15 protein-coding genes are annotated in these 17,784 nt (G+C 72.6%); 7 read left to right on the plus strand and 8 right to left on the minus strand.

Annotated features, from left to right (window positions below):
• The first annotated feature begins 60 nt into the window (after positions 1–60).
• Positions 61–1,551, plus strand: a complete 1,491-nt coding sequence (locus tag ACIQNG_RS17140) for a M1 family metallopeptidase (RefSeq protein WP_401485766.1) — start codon at positions 61–63, stop codon at positions 1,549–1,551.
• A gap of 207 nt (positions 1,552–1,758) precedes the next feature.
• Positions 1,759–2,664: an arginase family protein gene (locus tag ACIQNG_RS17145; RefSeq protein WP_401424612.1), complete on the plus strand. Its 906-nt coding sequence runs from the start codon at positions 1,759–1,761 to the stop codon at positions 2,662–2,664.
• A gap of 225 nt (positions 2,665–2,889) precedes the next feature.
• Here the strand turns inward: ACIQNG_RS17145 and ACIQNG_RS17150 are convergent, their stop codons facing one another.
• A complete protein-coding gene (locus ACIQNG_RS17150) occupies positions 2,890–4,356 on the minus strand; it encodes an amino acid permease (RefSeq protein ID WP_401485768.1) in 1,467 nt (488 codons plus the stop codon).
• 217 nt (positions 4,357–4,573) lie between these two features.
• Here ACIQNG_RS17150 and ACIQNG_RS17155 point away from each other — a divergent pair, with 217 nt between their 5' ends.
• On the plus strand, positions 4,574–5,284 hold the full coding sequence (locus ACIQNG_RS17155; RefSeq protein ID WP_401424614.1) for a MerR family transcriptional regulator: 711 nt from the start codon (positions 4,574–4,576) through the stop codon (positions 5,282–5,284).
• Positions 5,285–5,694: 410 nt separating this feature from the next.
• On the opposite strand, the gene ACIQNG_RS17160 is transcribed toward ACIQNG_RS17155, so the two are convergent.
• The 4 genes from ACIQNG_RS17160 to ACIQNG_RS17175 form a co-directional block, all read right to left on the minus strand.
• Positions 5,695–7,872, minus strand: a complete 2,178-nt coding sequence (locus tag ACIQNG_RS17160) for a 3-hydroxyacyl-CoA dehydrogenase NAD-binding domain-containing protein (RefSeq protein ID WP_401485770.1) — start codon at positions 7,870–7,872, stop codon at positions 5,695–5,697.
• Positions 7,873–7,922: 50 nt separating this feature from the next.
• Positions 7,923–9,137, minus strand: a complete 1,215-nt coding sequence (locus ACIQNG_RS17165) for an acetyl-CoA C-acetyltransferase (protein WP_401424616.1) — start codon at positions 9,135–9,137, stop codon at positions 7,923–7,925.
• Positions 9,138–9,336: 199 nt separating this feature from the next.
• Positions 9,337–10,527: a CaiB/BaiF CoA transferase family protein gene (locus ACIQNG_RS17170; protein WP_401486294.1), complete on the minus strand. Its 1,191-nt coding sequence runs from the start codon at positions 10,525–10,527 to the stop codon at positions 9,337–9,339.
• Between the two features lie 120 nt (positions 10,528–10,647).
• Positions 10,648–11,028: an MmcQ/YjbR family DNA-binding protein gene (locus ACIQNG_RS17175; protein WP_401424617.1), complete on the minus strand. Its 381-nt coding sequence runs from the start codon at positions 11,026–11,028 to the stop codon at positions 10,648–10,650.
• Positions 11,029–11,117: 89 nt separating this feature from the next.
• Here ACIQNG_RS17175 and ACIQNG_RS17180 point away from each other — a divergent pair, with 89 nt between their 5' ends.
• Positions 11,118–12,296 (plus strand): saccharopine dehydrogenase family protein, encoded by a 1,179-nt coding sequence (locus ACIQNG_RS17180; RefSeq protein ID WP_401485772.1) that lies wholly within the window; start codon positions 11,118–11,120, stop codon positions 12,294–12,296.
• Between the two features lie 10 nt (positions 12,297–12,306).
• Here the strand turns inward: ACIQNG_RS17180 and mmpA are convergent, their stop codons facing one another.
• On the minus strand, positions 12,307–12,453 hold the full coding sequence (gene mmpA, locus ACIQNG_RS17185) for a morphogenic membrane protein MmpA (RefSeq protein WP_401485774.1): 147 nt from the start codon (positions 12,451–12,453) through the stop codon (positions 12,307–12,309).
• A 341-nt stretch (positions 12,454–12,794) separates the two neighbouring features.
• Between mmpA and ACIQNG_RS17190 the strand changes: the two genes are divergently transcribed.
• Complete coding sequence (locus ACIQNG_RS17190; protein ID WP_401486296.1) at positions 12,795–13,010, plus strand: hypothetical protein; 216 nt, start codon at positions 12,795–12,797, stop codon at positions 13,008–13,010.
• Here the strand turns inward: ACIQNG_RS17190 and ACIQNG_RS17195 are convergent.
• Entirely contained in the window at positions 12,935–13,681 is a 747-nt protein-coding gene (locus ACIQNG_RS17195) for an endonuclease V (RefSeq protein ID WP_401485776.1), read from the minus strand. The two genes, ACIQNG_RS17190 and ACIQNG_RS17195, sit on opposite strands and share 76 nt — an antisense overlap.
• Positions 13,682–13,894: 213 nt before the next feature.
• Positions 13,895–15,022: a WD40/YVTN/BNR-like repeat-containing protein gene (locus tag ACIQNG_RS17200; RefSeq protein WP_401486299.1), complete on the minus strand. Its 1,128-nt coding sequence runs from the start codon at positions 15,020–15,022 to the stop codon at positions 13,895–13,897.
• Between the two features lie 370 nt (positions 15,023–15,392).
• On the opposite strand from ACIQNG_RS17200, the gene ACIQNG_RS17205 reads away from it, so the two are divergent.
• Entirely contained in the window at positions 15,393–15,809 is a 417-nt protein-coding gene (locus ACIQNG_RS17205) for an SsgA family sporulation/cell division regulator (RefSeq protein WP_401424622.1), read from the plus strand.
• A gap of 349 nt (positions 15,810–16,158) precedes the next feature.
• Positions 16,159–17,781: an ABC-F family ATP-binding cassette domain-containing protein gene (locus ACIQNG_RS17210; RefSeq protein WP_401485780.1), complete on the plus strand. Its 1,623-nt coding sequence runs from the start codon at positions 16,159–16,161 to the stop codon at positions 17,779–17,781.
• Positions 17,782–17,784 lie beyond the last annotated feature (3 nt).

The raw sequence follows: 17,784 nt of genomic DNA on the forward strand, positions 1-17,784 counted from the left end.
CAGTCTTCGGTCCCCCCTGATCCGGTTCACCCGACCGGATCCCTACGACTTGGAGCTTTCGTGCACCGCAGATTCATCGCGCCGGGCGCGCTCGCCGCGGCCTCCCTGCTGCTGGCGATCCCGGCATCGGCCGCGAGCGTGTCCCCCGGCGCACCGGGCATCGGCGACCCCTACTACCCGGACTACGGCAATGGCGGCTACGACGTCTCCCATTACGACCTGCGGCTGAAGTACCGGCCCGCCGACGACCGTCTGGAAGGCACCGCGACCCTCCTCGCCCGCACCACCCAGGAGCTGAACCGGTTCAATCTGGACTTCCTGCTGGACGTCTCCGAGGTGCGGGTCAACGGCGTCAAGGCCGCGTTCCGGACAACCGGCGAGCACGAGCTGGAGATCACGCCGGGGAAGACCCTGGCCAAGAACACACCGGTCACCGTGGTCGTGCGGTACGCGGGCGTGCCGTCGTCGGAGCAGGCGTACGGCTTCACCAGCTGGCTGCGTACCCCGGACGGCGGGGTCGCCGCGAACGAGCCCGAGGCGGCCTGGTGGTGGTTCCCCAGCAACGACCATCCGCTCGACAAGGCGACGTACGACGTCTCCGTCCAGGTCCCCGACGGCACCCAGGCCATCTCCAACGGCACCCTCCAGTCGGCCGTCTCGCGGGCCGGCTGGACCCGCTACAACTGGCGGTCGAACAAGCCGCAGGCCAGCTATCTCGCCACCCTCGCCGTCGGCCGGTTCGACCTCACCACCGGCACCACCGAGAGCGGCATCCCGGTCGTCAACGCCTACAGCAAGGACCTGGGCGACCACGCCGGCGCCGCGCGGGCCAGCATCGAGCGCACCGGTGAGATCGCCGACTGGCTGACCGGGTACTTCGGGCCGTACCCGTACAACGCGCTCGGCGGCTACGTCCCGAACACCACCACCGGGTACGCGCTGGAGACCCAGACCCGGCCGTTCTACAGCCCGCGCCAGTTCGCCAACGGCTCCAACACCTCCGTCGTCGTCCACGAGATCGCCCACCAGTGGTACGGCAACCTGGTCTCCGTGGCGGGCTGGAAGGACATCTGGATCAACGAGGGCTTCGCCCGCTACTCCCAGTGGCTGTGGTCCGAGCACGAGGGCGAGGGCACGACCCGGGAACTCGCCGACTACGCGTATGCCTCCCGGCCCGCCGGCGACCCGTTCTGGAAGGTCAGGCCGGGTGACCCGGGCCCGGACAACCAGTTCCACTCGGCCGTCTACGACCGGGGCGCGCTGGCGCTCCAGGCGCTGCGCGAGGACATCGGGGACGAGGACTTCTTCACCCTCCTCAAGGGCTGGCCGAAGCGGTACGCGCACGGCAACGCCACGGTCGCCGACTTCCGCCGCTACGCCGAAGAGGTGAGCGGACGGCCGCTGGCCGCGCTGTTCGACACCTGGCTGTATCAGCCGTCCAAGCCGGGGGCACCGGCCGCCGCCGAGGCGTCCCTCGGCACGGCCAAGGCCCCTGAGCAGCCCAGGTCGTGGAAGAAGATCGCGGCGACGAACGACGTGCACGCGCACTGACGGGGAGTCGGCGCGCCGGGTGCGGCGCCACGGTGCCGCACCCCTGCCGTCGCTGAGACGCGCGCCCGCGCTGACGCGCCTGACCGGCGTCGTCGGTCTACGGTGGGCCTGTGCGCCGGGCGGCCCGTACGGCACGGGCCGTCCTCGTGGCGTGCGGGCCCCGGCTCCGCCCGGCGGTCCGTGGGACGAGAGCGAAGGAGCCGTCGGGTGCGGGACGTCGCGATCATCGAGGCACCGTCCGTGCTGGGACTGCGGCCCACCGGGGTCGAGGAACTGCCCGGGGCACTGCTCGGCGCGGGTCTCGCCGAGGGCGTCGGCGCGCAGCGCGCGGGCCGGGTGGAGCCGCCGCCGTACGAGCCCGAACGGGATCCGGCGACCGGGGTGCTCAATCCGGCCGGTATCGCCGAGTACTCCGTGCGGTTGGCGGACGTGGTGGGCGAGGTGCTCGACACCGGCCGGTTCCCGCTGGTGCTCGGCGGGGACTGCAGCATCCTGCTTGGTCATCTCCTCGCGCTGCGGCGGCGGGGCCGGTACGGGCTGCTGTTCCTCGACGGGCACACCGACTTCTACCAGCCCGAGGCCGAGCCGGTGGGCGAGGTGGCCTCCATGGAACTGGCCGTCGCCACCGGGCGCGGGCCTCGGGTGCTGACCGATCTGGAGGGCCGGGCGCCGCTGGTCCAGGACGCGGACGTGGTCGCGCTCGGCTTCCGGGACGCCACCGAGTCGGCGGTGTTCGGCAGACAGCCGCTGCCGGACGCGCTGCACACGATGGATCTGCACACGGTCCGTGAACTGGGCGCGGCCGAGGCCGCCCGGCGGGCCGTGGAACTGCTCACCGCGGACTCCGGCAGCGCCGGGTACTGGCTGCATCTCGATGTGGACGTGCTGGACGACGCCGTGATGCCCGCCGTCGACTACCGGCTCTCGGGCGGGCTGGCCTGGGAGGAACTCGACGCGCTGCTGGACGCCGCGCTCGCCTCGCCGGGGGTGGTGGGGATGGGCGTCACGATCTTCAATCCCCGGCTGGATCCGGACGGGGACATCGCGTTGCGGCTGACGGAATGCCTGGTGAGGGCGTTCGAGAGAGCGCGCGGGGGTCCTTCGGGGGGCTGAGCGGGAGCGGGCCCTTGGGGGGTGTGGGGGGCCGACGGGGGCTGTGTGTCGGGGGGGGGCGATGGGGCTGTGTGGGGCCGACGGGGGGGCTGTGGGGGGGGTGGTGACCGGGCTGTGTGGGGCCGACGGGGGCTGTGGGGGGCCGCTTCGGGGCTGAGCCCGGGTTGCGACGGGTGGTGTTGTCTCGCGTGGTTCCCCGCGCCCCCGAGGGGTTGTCGCCCGACGTCAGTCCGTCATACGGGTCAGTTCGCCCGCCGTCGTGCGGGACGCCTTGCGCCGGATGGCGTACCAGCCCACCACCAGCATCGCCGCGATCACCGGGATCAGCAGCAGGGTCCTGCGGCCGACCTCCGGGTCGTTCCACATCATGCCGAGACAGGCCAGCAGGAACGCGATCGTGGCGATCTCCGTGACAGGGCTGCCGAAGAGCCGGAAGTGGGGGCGCTCCAGCAGGCCCGCCCGGGCGCGGCGCACGAAGATCAGATGGCAGATCATGATGATCACCCAGGTGCTGATGATCCCGAGCGAGGCCACGTTCAGCACGATCTCGAACGCCTGGGCGGGCACGAGGAAGTTCAGGCCGACGCCGAGCACACAGACGCCGCAGGTCAGCAGGATGCCGCCGTACGGGACCTGGCTGCGGTTCATCACCGCCGTGAACTTGGGGGCCGAGCCCGCCATCGCCATGGACCGCAGGATGCGGCCGGTGGAGTAGAGGCCGGAGTTCAGGGAGGACATGGCGGCGGTCAGCACGACCAGGTTCATCACATCGCCGGCCGCCGGGACGCCGATCTTCGACAGGACGGTGACGAAGGGGCTCTCCCCGGCGGAGTAGGCGGAGCCGGGCAGCAGCAGGGCGAGCAGGGCGACCGAGCCGACGTAGAAGATGCCCACGCGCCACATGATGGAGTTCACCGCGCGCGGGACGACCTTCTCCGGCTCGGCGGTCTCACCCGCGGCGACACCGACCAGTTCGAGGGCGGCGTAGGCGAAGATCACGCCCTGCATGACCAGGACCACCGGCATCAGTCCGTGCGGGAAGACCCCGCCGCCGTCGGCGATGACTCCCGGGCCGGGCGTGGTGCCGCCCACCTCCTGCCGGGTGACCAGCAGGAAGATTCCGATCAGCATGAAGCCGACGAGGGTGGCGACCTTGATGATCGCGAACCAGAACTCCATCTCGCCGAAGATCTTCACCGAGATCATGTTCACGGCCAGCACGACCGCGAGCGCGATCAGCGCCAGCACCCATTGGGGTACGTCGGTGAACATGCTCCAGTAGTGCGTGTAGAGCGCGATCGCGGTGATGTCGGCGATTCCGGTGGTCGACCAGTTGAGGAAGTACATCCAGCCCGCGACGTACGCCCCCTTCTCGCCGAGGAACTCGCGCGCGTACGACACGAAGGAGCCGGAGGAGGGCCGGTACAGGACCAGCTCGCCGAGGGCACGGACCACGAAGAAGGCGAAGATTCCGCAGACCAGGTAGGCCAGGGCGAGTGCGGGGCCCGCGTTGTTCAGCCGGCCGCCGGCACCCAGGAAGAGGCCGGTGCCGATGGCGCCACCGATGGCGATCATGTTGACGTGGCGGGCCTTGAGGTCCTTGCTGTAACCGGCGTCGCCCGCGTCCGCGGGGGTGGCGGTCGCCCCGCTCCCGGCGGTGGCCTTGGCCGTGTCCACGGCGTCGTTGCTCACGGGTGGTACCACTCTCTGGTGCGCCCCAGCGGTGTGCGCTCGGGTGTCCGTACATGCCTCGGTCCGTGCCGCGTGACCTGAGGTGACCCGGCACAGACCGAAGGTGCATCTTTCCATATGCATCGGCTGCAAACCGCGTTCGGCGATGGGCGGGGGGGTGATCCAACGGTGGTGTGGGTGGTGTCACAGTGGCGGTGGTACAGCGATACTGCTGCACATGACGACCGACACCGGGGAGCGGCCCGGGCCGCCCCTCACCATCGACGAGCTGGCCGCGCGGGCGGGCGTCACGGTGCGGACGGTCCGCTTCTACGGGACCAAGGGGCTGCTGCCGCCGCCGGTGCTCGGCCCGCGCCGCGTGGGGCACTACGGGCCGGAGCATCTGGCGCGGCTCGGGCTGATCGAGGAGTTGCAGCACCAGGGGATGACCCTGGCCGCGATCGAGCGCTATCTGCGGCAGCTCCCGCCCGGCCTGAGCGCCGACGACCTCGCCATCCACCGCGCGGTGGTGGCGTCCTGGGCGCCGGAGGTACGGGACACGGTCACCCTGGTCGAGCTGGAGCGGCGCGCCGGGCGGGCGCTGGACGAGGCGGATCTGGAGCGGCTGGCGGCGATGGGCGTGGTGGCCGTGGAGGGCGACGCGTTCCGGGTGGACGCGGGGCTGCTGCGGCTGGGCGTGGAACTGCTGGACGTACCGCTGTCGCAGGAGGCGATCCTGGCCGCGCGTGCCGTGCTGATCGAGCACTCGCGCGCGGCGGCGCACGAACTGTCGGCCCTGCTGCGCGAGGAGGTCGCGGAGCGGGACGCGGACGCCGTGAAGTCGCTGTCGGCTCATATGCAGCCGCTCGTGGTCCAGGCCCTGCTGACCACCTTCCAGCGCTCCCTGAGGGAGGAACTGGGGGCGTGGCAACGGGGGGTCGGCCCTTAGCGGGCCGCTCTGTCGGCGGTGCGTCCTTGGGCGGGGCGGTCGGGCCCTTCAGGCGGTGAGGGGAGCGCCGGCCTCGCGCCTCATCACAGGCACCCGGGCCCGGTGACCGCGGACCCGGACCCCGGTGGCGGTCGCCCGGCATCTGGTGGCGGAGGCCGGCACACCACCCGGCAGTCACAGGGCGCGTCCGGGCGTCGGCGGCGTGAGGGGGCCTCCGGGCGTCGGCGGCGTGAGGGCTGATGGGGCCTCGCGGGCCGTTTCCGGCACGCCGTGTGCCGCCGGGTCGGCGTTCATCGCCGCCCGGTCTCCCCGCCGCGTGGTCGTCCGTGGTGCCCCCGCCGACGTGGTCGTCCGTGGTGCCCCCGCCGCGCTGTCGGGCCGTGGTCGCGGGAGGCGGGGGCACCTGGGGGTCAGTGGGTGTCCGTGAAGGTCTCGCCCCTCTCCGCCTTGGTGACCAGCAGCGCGGGCGGGTCGAAGCGGGTGCCGTAGCGGTCGGCGAGTGCGCGGGCGCGGGCGACGAAGCCGGGGAGGCCGCCGTCGTAGCCGTTGATGTACTGGAGGACGCCGCCGGTCCAGCCGGGGAAGCCGATGCCGAGGATCGAGCCGATGTTGGCGTCCGCGACGGAGGTCAGGACGCCCTCTTCCAGCAGGCGCACGGTGTCCAGCGCCTCGGCGAACAGCATGCGTTCCTGCATGTCCTCGAACGGGATCCCGGCGCCTTCACGGGTAAAGTGCTCACGGAGCCCGGGCCAGAGCCCGGCGCGCTTGCCGTCGTCGCCGTAGTCGTAGAACCCGGCGCCGCCGCTGCGGCCGGTGCGGCCGAACTCGTCCACCATGCGGTCGATGACGGCCTCGGCGGGGTGCGGAGTCCAGGTGCCGCCAGCCTCCTCGACGGCCTGCCGGGTCTCCTTGCGGATCTTGCGCGGGAGGGTGAGGGTCAGCTCGTCCATGAGGGAGAGCACCTTCGCCGGGTAGCCCGCCTGGGCGGCGGCCTGTTCGATCGACGCGGGCTCGATGCCCTCGCCGACCATGGCGACGCCCTCGTTGATGAAGTGGCCGATCACCCGGGAGGTGAAGAAGCCGCGTGAGTCGTTGACGACGATCGGCGTCTTGTTGATCTGCCGGACCAGGTCGAAGGCGCGCGCGAGGGTCTCGTCCCCGGTGCGCTCGCCCTTGATGATCTCGACCAGGGGCATCTTGTCGACGGGCGAGAAGAAGTGCAGCCCGATGAAGTCGCCCTGGCGTTCCACGCCCTCGGCGAGGGCGGTGATGGGCAGGGTGGAGGTGTTGGAGCACAGCAGCGCGTCCGGCGCGACGACGTCCTGGATCTCCTGGAACACCTTGTGCTTGAGGGCGGTGTCCTCGAACACGGCCTCGATGACGGCGTCACAGCCCGCGAGGTCGGCGGCCTCGGAGGTGGGGGTGATGCGGGCGAGCAGCGCGTCGGCCTTCTCCTGGGTGGTGCGGCCCCGGGCGACGGCCTTGGCGCACAGTTTCTCGGAGTAGCCCTTGCCCCGGGCGGCGGCCTCGGGCGACACATCCTTGAGTACGACGTCGATGCCCGCGCGGGCGCACGCGTAGGCGATGCCGGCGCCCATCATCCCGGCGCCGAGCACCGCGACCCTGCGGACCTGGCGGCGCTCGACACCCTGCGGGCGGTTGGCGCCGGAGTTCACGGCCTGGAGGTCGAAGAAGAACGCCTGGATCATGTTCTTCGACGTCTGTCCCGCGGCCAGCTCGACGAAATAGCGGGCCTCGACGACCTGCGCGGTCTCGAAGTCGACCTGGGCGCCTTCCACGGCCGCGGCGAGGATCGCGCGCGGGGCCGGGTAGGGGGCGCCGTTGGTCTGCTTGCGCAGGGTGGCCGGGAAGGCGGGCAGGTTGGCGGCGAACTTCGGGTGCGCCGGGGTGCCGCCCGGGATGCGGTAACCGGGGCGGTCCCACGGCTGCTGCGACTCGGGGTGGGCGTCGATGTAGGCGCGGGCCTTGGCGAGCATCTCCTCGCGGGTGTCGGCCACCTCGTGGACCAGGCCGTTCTCCAGGGCGCGCCGGGGGTTGTACTGGGTGCCCTGGAGCAGCACCTTCAGCAGGGCGTCGGTGATGCCGAGCAGCCGGACGGTGCGGACGACGCCGCCGCCTCCGGGGAGCAGGCCGAGAGTGACCTCGGGACAGCCGATCTTCGAGCCGGGCGCGTCGAGGGCGACCCGGTGGTGGCAGGCGAGGGCGATCTCGTAACCGCCGCCCAGGGCGGCGCCGTTGAGGGCGGCGACGACCGGCTTGCCGAGGGTCTCGATGCGGCGCAGCTGACGCTTGATCGCCATACCGCCGTCGAAGAGCTGCTGGGCGGTGTCGGGGGTGACGCGGATCAGGTCGCGCAGGTCGCCTCCGGCGAAGAAGGTCTTCTTGGCGGAGGTGAAGACGATTCCGCGGACGGAGTCGCGCTCGGCCTCCAGCCGGTCGGTGACCGCGGCGAGCGAGTCGCGGAACGCCTGGTTCATGGTGTTGGCGGACTGGTCGGGGTCGTCCAGGACGAGGGTGACGACGCCGGTGTCGTCCTGTTCCCAGCGGATGGTGGTGCTCGTGGTCATGGGTGTCTCCGGGTCGGGGGGTGGTCGGTGGGTGTCCGCCGCTGGGGACGTCAGACGCGTTCGACGACGGTGGCGATGCCCATACCGCCGCCCACGCACAGGGTGGCGAGGCCGTAGCGCTTGTCCTGGCGCTCCAGTTCGTCCACGAGGGTGCCGAGGATCATCGCGCCGGTGGCGCCGAGCGGGTGGCCGAGGGCGATGGCACCGCCGTTGACATTGACCTTGTCCAGGCCGATGCCCATGTCCTTGGCGAAGCGCAGGACGACGGCCGCGAACGCCTCGTTGATCTCGACCAGGTCGATGTCGTCCATGGTCAGACCGGCCTTGGCGAGGGCCTTGCGGGTGGCGGGGGCGGGCCCGGTGAGCATGATGGTCGGCTCGGAGCCGGAGACGGCGGCGGAGACGATCCGCGCGCGCGGGGTGAGGCCGTTGCGCTCCCCCGCCTCCTTGGAGCCGATCGCGACGAGCGCGGCGCCGTCCACGATGCCGGAGGAGTTGCCCGCGTGGTGGACGTGGTCGATCTTCTCGACCCAGTGGTACTTCTGGAGCGCCACGGCGTCGAAGCCGCCGAGGTCGCCGATGTCCGCGAAGGACGGCTTCAGCCGGGCGAGGGAGTCGGCGGTGGTGCCGGGCCGCGGATGCTCGTCGTGGTCGAGGACGATCAGCCCGGCGCGGTCCTTGACCGGGACGACGGAGCGGGCGAAGCGGCCCTCCTTCCAGGCGGTGGCCGCGCGCTCCTGGGACAGTGCCGCGTACTCGTCCACGTCGCGCCGGGAGAAGCCCTCGATGGTGGCGATCAGGTCGGCGCCGATGCCCTGGGGCACGAAGTTCACGGCGAGGTTGGTCATCGGGTCGTTGAACCAGGCGCCGCCGTCCGAGGCCATCGGCACCCGCGACATCGACTCGACGCCGCCCGCGAGGACCAGGTCCTCCCAGCCGGAACGGATCTTGGCGGCGGCCATGTTGACGGCTTCCAGGCCGGAGGCACAGAAGCGGTTCTCCTGGACCCCGGCCACGGTGTCGGGCAGGCCCGCCGCGACGGCCGCGATGCGCGCGATGTCGGAGCCCTGGTCGCCGACGGGGCCGACCACGCCGAGCACGATGTCGTCGATCGTCGCCGGGTCCAGTCCGGGGAAGCGGGCGCGCAGTTCGTGGATGAGTCCGGTCACCAGGTCGATGGGCTTGGTGCCGTGCAGGGCGCCGTTCGCCTTGCCGCGCCCGCGCGGGGTGCGGATCGCGTCGTACACATACGCTTCGGTGCTCACGGGGTGGCCTTTCGGGGGTGTGAGGGTGGTCGCGGGTCGGCGGAGGGGGCGTCGGGCACGGCGGCTGCGGGAGCGGTGACTGCGGACGCGGCGGATACGTCGGTTGCGGGCGCGTCGCGTACGACGACTGCGGCAGGTACGGCTGCGGCGTCGGGTACGACGGCTGCGGCGGGTACGACGGCTGCGGCGGGGGGCACGGTCAGTCGCCCTTCGCTGCGCGTCCCGGCCCCGGGGTGTCGCGGGCCGGTCCGGGTATGTCCCCGTCGCGGGCCGGTCCTGGCAGGTCCCAGTCGCGGGTGACCTCGGCGGTGTCCGCGCCGGGCCGGGCGGGGCCGCCGCGCAGGGCGGCCGGGGTGGCGGAGAAGCGGGGCGCGGGCGCCGGCTGGGTGATGCCGGCGTGCTCGGTGAAGGTGCCGCGGGCGGCGAGATGCGGATGCCGGGGCGCCTCACGCAGCGTCAGGACGGGGGCGACACAGGCGTCCGTGCCCTCGAAGGCGGTCGCCCACTCGTCGCGCGTACGGGTCCTGAAGCGCTCGGCGACCAGGGTGCGCAGCTCGGCCCAGCGGGCGAGGTCCTCGCGCGCGGGCGCCCGGTCGGCGATGCCGAGGATCCGCAGGAATTCGTCGTAGAACTTCTGTTCCAGCGCGCCGACGGCCATGTGACCGCCGTCGGCGGTCTCGTAGGTGCCGTAGTACGGGCAGCCGCCGTCGAGGAGGTTGGCGCCGCGGCGGTCCTGCCAGCCGCCGGCCGCGAGCATGCCGTGGATCATCGAGGCGAGATGGGCGGCGCCGTCCACGATGGCCGCGTCCACGATCTGCCCGGTGCCGGTGGCGCGGGCGTGGTGGAGGGCGGCGAGGACCCCGACGACGAGGTAGAGCGAGCCCCCGGCGTAGTCGCCGAGGAGGTTGGCGGGGGCGGGCGGGGGCCGGTCCGGGTCGCCGATCATGCCGAGGGTGCCGGTGAGGGCGAGATAGGCGATGTCATGGCCGGCGCGCCGGGCGAGGGGGCCGTCCTGGCCCCAGCCGGTCATCCGGCCGTAGACCAGCGCGGGGTTGCGGGCGTGGCACTCGTCGGGGCCGACGCCGAGCCGCTCGGCGACACCGGGCCGGAAGCCCTCCACGAGGACGTCCGCGCGGGCGACGAGGTCGAGGACGCGGGCCGGTCCGTCCGGGGCCTTCAGATCGACCAGGACCGAGCGTTTGCCGCGGTTGGTGACGTCGTACGCCGGGTCGACGGCGAGCCCCTGCCCGCCGGGGCGGTCCACGCGGACCACGTCGGCGCCGAGATCGGCCAGGAGCATCCCGGCGAACGGCCCGGGGCCGATCCCGGCCAGTTCCACCACCCGCACCCCGGCGAGCGGCCCGGTGCCGACCGTCCCCGTTCCTGCCATGCGGGCCATGCGGGTCCCCTTCGCCATGACACAACCGCTGTAACACCAGTGATGCTAAGAACACGTTCCAGTCGGCACAAGCCCTCGACGAGCAAGCGCTTAGTCCATTGTCGGCCACCGTCAGCGGCGGTCCAACTCCGCGACGCGTCTCTTCGCGGCGACGGCCCGGTAGCTCTCCTCCACCCAGTCGCGGAGCAGCCCCGCGGCCGGGGCGCCCGCCGGCTCCAGGGGGACGTAGACCCAGCCGGCTCTGCCCAGGCCGTAGCCGGCGGGCTCGGCGCCGGGGGCGGTGAGGGCGTGGGCGTGCGTGGTGTCGTCCGTCAGCTTGACCGTCAGGCGCAGCGGAAAGCTGCCGTCCTCGACGCCGAGGAAGACGAAGACCTTCTTGTCGACCTTGGCGACGGACTCCCCCCACGGGAACTCCTCGACGGCACCGGGCAGCGCGAGGGCGAACGCGCGCGCCTGGTGCCACTTGTCCAGAGCGACTCGGGCCACCGCCATCAAAACCTCCCACTCGCCGTACGACCCGCACCCACCACGCTAGCCTCGGGCACTGACATCGGCTCGGACCACGGGACCCGGGGAGTGGCATGACCAGGCTGGACACGACGGACCGTGCCTACGACGTCGTACTGTTCGGGGCCACCGGCTTCGTCGGCACGCTGACGGCGGAGCACCTCGCCGCACGCGCCCCGAAGGGGCTGCGCTGGGCGGTCGCCGGGCGCAGCGAGCAGCGGCTGCGCGCCCTGTGCGACCGGTTGCCCGGCGGCGACGCGATCGGGGTGCTCCCGGCCGACGCGCACGATCCGGACGCGATGCGCGCGCTCGCCGGTCAGGCGCGTGTGGTGGCGACGGCGACCGGCCCGTACCAGGTGCACGGCGAGCGGCTCGTGGCCGCCTGCGCCGATCTGGGCACGGATTACGTCGATCTGTGCGGCGAGCCCGAGTTCGTGGATCTGATGTATGTCCGGCACGAGGCACGCGCGCGGGAGACCGGCGCCCGGCTGGTGCACGCGGCCGGGTTCGAGTCGGTGCCGTACGACCTGGGCACCTCCTTCACGGTGCGGCACCTGCCGGAGGGGGTGCCGCTGACCGTGGACGTGTTCGTCAGCGCCGGCGGCATGTTCTCCGGCGGCACCTTCGCCTCCGCGCTCGGCCAGTTCGCGCGGGTGCGGCACCTGGTCGCCGCCGCGCGGGACCGCAGGCGGTACGAGCCACGTCTGGTGGGGCGTCGGGTGGCGGCGCCGGCGTCGGCGCCCCGGTTCGTCGGGGAGGTGGGCGCGTGGGCGGTTCCGCTGCCCACCGTCGACCCGTGGATCGTGTGCCGGTCGGCCCGCGCGCTGGAGCGCTACGGGCCGGACTTCCGCTACCGCCAGTACGCCGCCGTACGACGGCTCCCGATCGCCGTGGGCGGAGTCGTGGCCGTCGGCGCGCTAGCCGCCGCCGCGCAGGTGCCGGCCGTCCGGCGACGGCTCTCGGACCGCTACCCGCCGGGTGAGGGGCCGAGCGCCGAGAAGCGGGAGCGGAGCTGGTTCTCCCTGCGGTTCGTCGGCGAGGGGGCGGGACGCCGGGTGTTCACCGAGGTCACGGGCGGTGATCCGGGGTACGGGGCGACGGCGGCGATGTTCGGCGAGGCCGCGCTGGCGCTGGCCCTCGACGATCTGCCGGACACCGCGGGACAGGTCACCACGGCGGTCGCCATGGGTGACGCCCTCACCGAACGGCTCCGCCACGCGGGGCTCAGGTTCCGCGTGGCGGCCACCCGCTGACCGAGGGCCCTCACAGGGGCCATTCGATGAGCGTGTAGATCATCCCGGCGATCCATCCCACCGCCGCCACCACGGCCAGGACGAGCCCGACCAGCACCGCCCGCTCGACGGGACGGCCGGGGTCGGACAGGGGCTCGGGAGCGCGGTGCGTCGTCATGTGTCCAGCGTGTCGGGCGGGACGGGGTTCGGACATCCGTACGGATACTCAGACGACGTACTCAGACGAGGTACTCAGACGAGGTACTCGGTCGACGTACTCGGTCGACGTGCTCAGTCGGCGCACTGGGTCGGCGTACTCGGTCGACGTCACGCGGTCCCCCAGGTCCGCCGCTCCCCCAACCGCCGCTCCCCCCTGTCCCCCGATTTGAGACTTCGGGACGACGAACGCCCGCCCCACCCCGTATTCCCGGGCCGATCGGCCGCCGAAGTCCCCACAAGGACTTCAATGAAACACTTGAAGGGAGTGGGGGACACCGGATCGGAAAGGCGGTGGACGACGTGAAGTTCGTCCTTGAGGTGACTGTGGACGACGACGGGGCGATGGCCCGGGACCCGGCCGGTGAGCTGGGCCGGATCCTGCGGTACTGGGGCGGGAACATCCACCACTACGCCGTGCGGCCGGGCGACGCGAGCGAGATCTACGACTCGGAGTACCGCGAGGTCGGTGCGTGGCGGGTGACCGACTCCCCCGGCGCCTCCCCGAGCGCCTCCTGAAGCGCCTCGCGGCACAGCGCGTCCGCCCTGCGGGTGGTCTCGGGCAGGCGGTAGGCGGGGGTGAGCGCGAGGGTGTGGGCGCACGCGGTGTCCAGGCTCACGCGGTGGCCCACGGAGACGTACACCGGCTTGACCCCGGCGCGGGTGCGCAGCGCCCGCCCGACCTCCTCGGTACCGGCCATGAGCGGGGCGGACGCGCCGCGCGGGGTGCCCGGCATGTCGTAGGTGAAGGTGAACGGGTTCTTCGCCACGCCGATGGTCGGCAGGCCGGTGAGCACCCCGAGGTGGCTGGCGAGGCCGAAGCGGCGCGGGTGGGCCAGACCGTAGCCGTCGCACACGATCAGACCGGGCGGGACGGGCAGTGCCGCGAGGGCGGCGAGGACGGTGGGGATCTCACGGAAGGCCAGCAGGCCGGGGACGTAGGGGAAGGAGATCCGGCCCACGGCGGTGGCCTCGGCGACCACGTCGAGGCTCGCCGCGTCGAGCACGACGGCCGCCGCGGCGACGAGGTCGCGCTCGTCGTCGTAGGCGACGTCGACCCCGGTGACCCGGCCCGATCCCGGCGGCGGCCCGGGCTGGTCCAGCACCACCCGCGCGCGCAGTTCGTCCTGTACCGCGCGGGCCTGCTCCTCGGTGGCGGGCCAGCCCGCCGGAATGTCTACGGTCGTCATGGTGGGTCGAGCCTAGCCAGGGCCTCTCGTTCGGATCATCCCGGCGTCGCGGGGGCGGCACGCACTCCCCCACCGCCCCCGGGCGTGGGGGCACGCGCGGTGTTCCGGTGCCGTGCCTCGCGAGGCGGAGGGCCGCCTGCCCGTGCACGCTGTGTCCGGCCGCGCGGTGGCGGGGGCTTCGCGGGCCGGGCCCTCGAAGCCGTCCGGTCCGGCTCAGCGTTCCAGGCGGGCCACCCGGCCCTTCTCGCCCGCCGCCCAGCAGCCCAGGTCGAGGGTGCAGTCGACGGTGTCGTACGAGCCCTGGTCGACGGTGCGCCAGGTGCGGCCCGCGTCGGTGGTGAGGTCGGTGCCGGTGGGTCCGACGGCCAGGGCCGTGGTGCGGCTGTACGGGAGCCAGGCGACGCCGGAGCGGTAGGCGGGCGGGGGTGTGGCCGCGGGGCGCCAGGTGCGGCCCGCGTCGGTGGTGCGGGCGCCCGCCCGGGGGGACGCCTGGTCGGGGCGGTAGTCGCCGCCGACGGCCAGGCCGTGCGTACGGTCGCGGAAGGCGAGGGCGAAGACTCCGCGCGCGGGGTCGCCCGCCGGGAGGGGGCTGTCGGTGGCGGTCCAGGTGAGGCCGCGGTCGGCGGAGTGCAGCACCCGGGCGCGCGCGGCACCGCCGGTCGCCATCCACACGTCCCGCGAACCGGCGGTGACCAGGCACTGCCCGCTCGCTGCGAACCCGGCCTCGCCCTGCTGCGCGGGCGGCATCCCGGTGTCGGGCAGCACCTTCCAGGAGCGTCCGCCGTCGCGGGTGGACAGGATGCGGAACTTTCCGTCCACCGGGTCGCTCATCGCGAGTCCGTTGCGGGAGTCGAAGAAGGCGAGACAGTCGTAGAAGGCGCGCGCGTCGGTGTTGCGGAAGGACTCCGTCCAGGTCGCTCCGCCGTCGTCGGTGCGGTACACGCGCGATGCCTCGCCCTCGCCGATGGCCAGGACCACGGCGCGGCGGGCGTCGAACGCCTCGATGTCCCGGAACTGGAGGTCGGTGGTGTCCGGCGGGGAGACGTCCCGCCAGGTGGAGCCGCCGTCGGTGGTGCGCAGCACGGTGCCTCCGGTGCCGGCCACCCAGGCGGTCCCGCGGCTGACGGCGGCCAGTCCCCGGTAGCGGACGTCGGGGGTGCCGGTGTCCTTGGACTCCCAGTGCGGGGCGCCGCCGTCCCGGCCCTGCGTCTGCGTCTGTGCCTGCGCCTGTGCCGGTGTCTGCGCCTGTGCCTGTTCCCGTTGCTGGGTCTGTGCCTGGGCGGGGGCGGGTACGGTCGCGAGGGCGGCCAGCGCCGCCGTCCACGCCGTCGCCACGGCCACCGCCCGCCGCGCGGCCGTCGCGCGAGCCGTCGGCTCCCCCGGCCGCCCCGTGCGTGCCACCCGTACCGTGCGTCGCGTACTCCCCTTGGGCCTCATGGCCGGGCAAGCTAGCCGACCGCCCCGATGCCGTCCAGACCGCCCCGGTACCGTCCAGAGCGCCCCGTTACCGTCCGGGGCGGGTCGTGGGTCGTCCTGGGCGGCCGTGGCATGGTTCGCCCCGATCGTGGGACACGGTGACAGAGGTCACTGCGGATTTCGATGCACTTTCCGGCCCGGATTCTCGTCTTCTCCGGTGACCGGTCCCATCCGTCCCGGAGCATGCCGCAGCCCGATCACGGGCCCGCTCCGCCGTCACCGAGGGAGCAACGCCATGAGCACTGTCATCGAGCAGCCCGTGGAGGCCCGCCTCGTCGCCGCCGCGCCCCGTATGCCGCAGATCCCGGCGACGCTGCGGTACGACCGCAATGATCCGTTCGCGGTACGGATGGCCTTCCCCGCCCAGGCCACGCTGGAGGGTGTGGAGGTGTGCTGGACCTTCGCGCGCGAACTGCTCGCGGCGGGGCTGCACGGTCCGGAAGGCCAGGGCGACGTGCGGGTGCGGCCGTACGGGTTCGACCGGACGGTGCTGGAGTTCCACGCCGTGGAGGGCACCGCCGTGGTCCATGTCCACTCGGCGGACGTACGCCGTTTCCTGGAGGCGACGGACGGTCTGGTCACGGAGGGCCTGGACCGGCTCCGCGGCGACCTGGACCGCGATCTCGCGGAGCTGCTGCGCGACGCACGCTGACCGGGGCCGCCCGTCATATCCGTCGCCCGTTCATATCCGTCGCCCGTCATATCTGTCGCCCGTCATATCCGTCGCCCGTCATATCCGTTGACAGCCCCAGCACTGCCCCGTACGGTGTAGAAGTCCTGTTGCCGCCGATTGGAGAAGGACGTTGCTCGTCTGAGGTCCTGAGACACCACACCGCACCTGATGGGTGCCGGTGCTGCGTGCGACCTCGGTGTTCGAGCCGTTCTCAGCGGAGCAGGGCTTTTTCATGCGCCCAGGACTCCCGGCCCACCGCTCCGGTCGCCGTACGCCGTGTCTCGATACGCGTTGCTGCCCCTTTCGCACCGAGCAACCGCGAGGCCCTATGTCTACCTCTCTCACTCTCACCTCCCTCACCTATGCCTGGCCCGACGGCACGTCCGTCTTCGAGGGCCTGGACGCGTCGTTCGGCCCGGGCCGCACCGGGCTCGTCGGCGTCAACGGTTCGGGGAAGTCGACCCTGTTGAAACTCGTCGCGGGCGAACTGACCCCGGCCGAGGGCGCCGTGCGCGTCTCCGGCGAGGTCGGCTACCTCCCGCAGAACGTCACCCTGGACACCGCGCTCCGCGTCGACCAGGCGCTCGGCATCGACCGCACGCGGGCCGCGCTGCACGCCATCGAGGCGGGCGATGTGGCCGAGGAGCACTTCGAGACCGTCGGCGACGACTGGGATGTCGAGGAACGCGCCCTGGCCACGCTCGGCGAACTCGGTCTCGGCCATGTCGAGCTGGACCGCACCGTCGGTGAGGTGTCCGGCGGGGAGTCCGTGCTGCTGCGCCTGGCGGCGCTGCTGCTGGAGCGGCCGGACGTGCTGCTCCTGGACGAGCCGACGAACAACCTCGACGTGTACGCGCGCAGACGGCTGTACACGGCCGTGCAGTCCTGGACCGGCGTCCTGATCGTGGTCAGCCACGACCGGGAGCTGCTGGACCTGGTCGACCAGATCGCCGATCTGCGCTCCGGGGAGATCACCTGGTACGGCGGCACCTACTCGGCCTACGAGGAGGCGCTCGCCGCCGAGCAGGAGGCCGCTGAGCGCATGGTGCGCGTCGCCGAGGCCGATCTGCGCAAGCAGAAGCGCGAACTGGTCGACGCGCAGGTCAAACTGGCCCGCCGCAAGCGGTACGGCCAGAAGATGTACGAGCAGAAACGCGAGCCGAAGATCGTCATGGGGCTGCGCAAGCGCACGGCGCAGGAGTCCGCGGGCAAGCACCGCATCCTGCACGAGGAGCGGCTCGCCGGCGCCAAGGAGCGGCTGGACGAGGCGGCGGAAGCGGTACGGGACGACGACGAGATCCGCGTCGATCTGCCGTACACCGCCGTCCCGGCCGGGCGGACCGTGCTGTCGGTGCGCGACCTGGAGCTTCGGTACGGGGCACGCGTCGACGGCGGGTTCGATCTGTACGGTCCCGAGCGGATCGCGCTGATCGGGCGCAACGGGGCGGGCAAGACGACCCTGCTGCGGACCGTCGCCGGGGAGCTGGAGCCGGTGTCCGGCACGGTGACGGCGCATGTGCCGCTGCGGTTCCTGCCGCAGCGTCTGGATGTGCTGGACGGCTCGCTGACCATCGCGCAGAACGTGGCCCGGTTCGCGCCCGGCGCCACCCACCAGCAGATCCGCTCCCGGCTGGCCCGCTTCCTGTTCCGGGGCGAGCGCGCCAACCAGCGGGCGGGGACACTGTCCGGCGGGGAGCGCTTCCGGGCGACCCTGGCGGCGCTGATGCTGGCCGAGCCGGCCCCGCAGCTGCTGATGCTGGACGAACCGACGAACAACCTGGACATGGCGAGCGTGCGGCAGCTCACCGGAGCATTGGAGGGATATGAAGGGGCCTTGATCGTGGCCAGTCACGATCTGCCGTTCCTGGAGTCGATCGGCATCACCCGCTGGCTGCTGCTGGACGGGGAACTCTCGGAAATCACGCCAGAGGCTGTCGGGTTTGACGCCTAGCGT

Source organism: Streptomyces sp. NPDC091377, from assembly GCF_044757045.1.
In the GTDB taxonomy this organism is placed as follows: Bacteria; Actinomycetota; Actinomycetes; order Streptomycetales; family Streptomycetaceae; genus Streptomyces.

What these genes read in the sequence shown, in the direction of transcription:
- ACIQNG_RS17155 (WP_401424614.1), top strand. Translation starts at nt 4,574, where the DNA reads ATGACGACCGACACCGGGGAGCGGCCCGGGCCGCCCCTCACCATCGAC.
- ACIQNG_RS17160 (WP_401485770.1), bottom strand. Translation starts at nt 7,872, where the DNA reads ATGACCACGAGCACCACCATCCGCTGGGAACAGGACGACACCGGCGTC.
- ACIQNG_RS17170 (WP_401486294.1), bottom strand. Translation starts at nt 10,527, where the DNA reads ATGGCAGGAACGGGGACGGTCGGCACCGGGCCGCTCGCCGGGGTGCGG.
- ACIQNG_RS17175 (WP_401424617.1), bottom strand. Translation starts at nt 11,028, where the DNA reads ATGGCGGTGGCCCGAGTCGCTCTGGACAAGTGGCACCAGGCGCGCGCG.
- ACIQNG_RS17180 (WP_401485772.1), top strand. Translation starts at nt 11,118, where the DNA reads ATGACCAGGCTGGACACGACGGACCGTGCCTACGACGTCGTACTGTTC.
- mmpA (WP_401485774.1), bottom strand. Translation starts at nt 12,453, where the DNA reads ATGACGACGCACCGCGCTCCCGAGCCCCTGTCCGACCCCGGCCGTCCC.
- ACIQNG_RS17195 (WP_401485776.1), bottom strand. Translation starts at nt 13,681, where the DNA reads ATGACGACCGTAGACATTCCGGCGGGCTGGCCCGCCACCGAGGAGCAG.
- ACIQNG_RS17205 (WP_401424622.1), top strand. Translation starts at nt 15,393, where the DNA reads ATGAGCACTGTCATCGAGCAGCCCGTGGAGGCCCGCCTCGTCGCCGCC.
- ACIQNG_RS17210 (WP_401485780.1), top strand. Translation starts at nt 16,159, where the DNA reads ATGTCTACCTCTCTCACTCTCACCTCCCTCACCTATGCCTGGCCCGAC.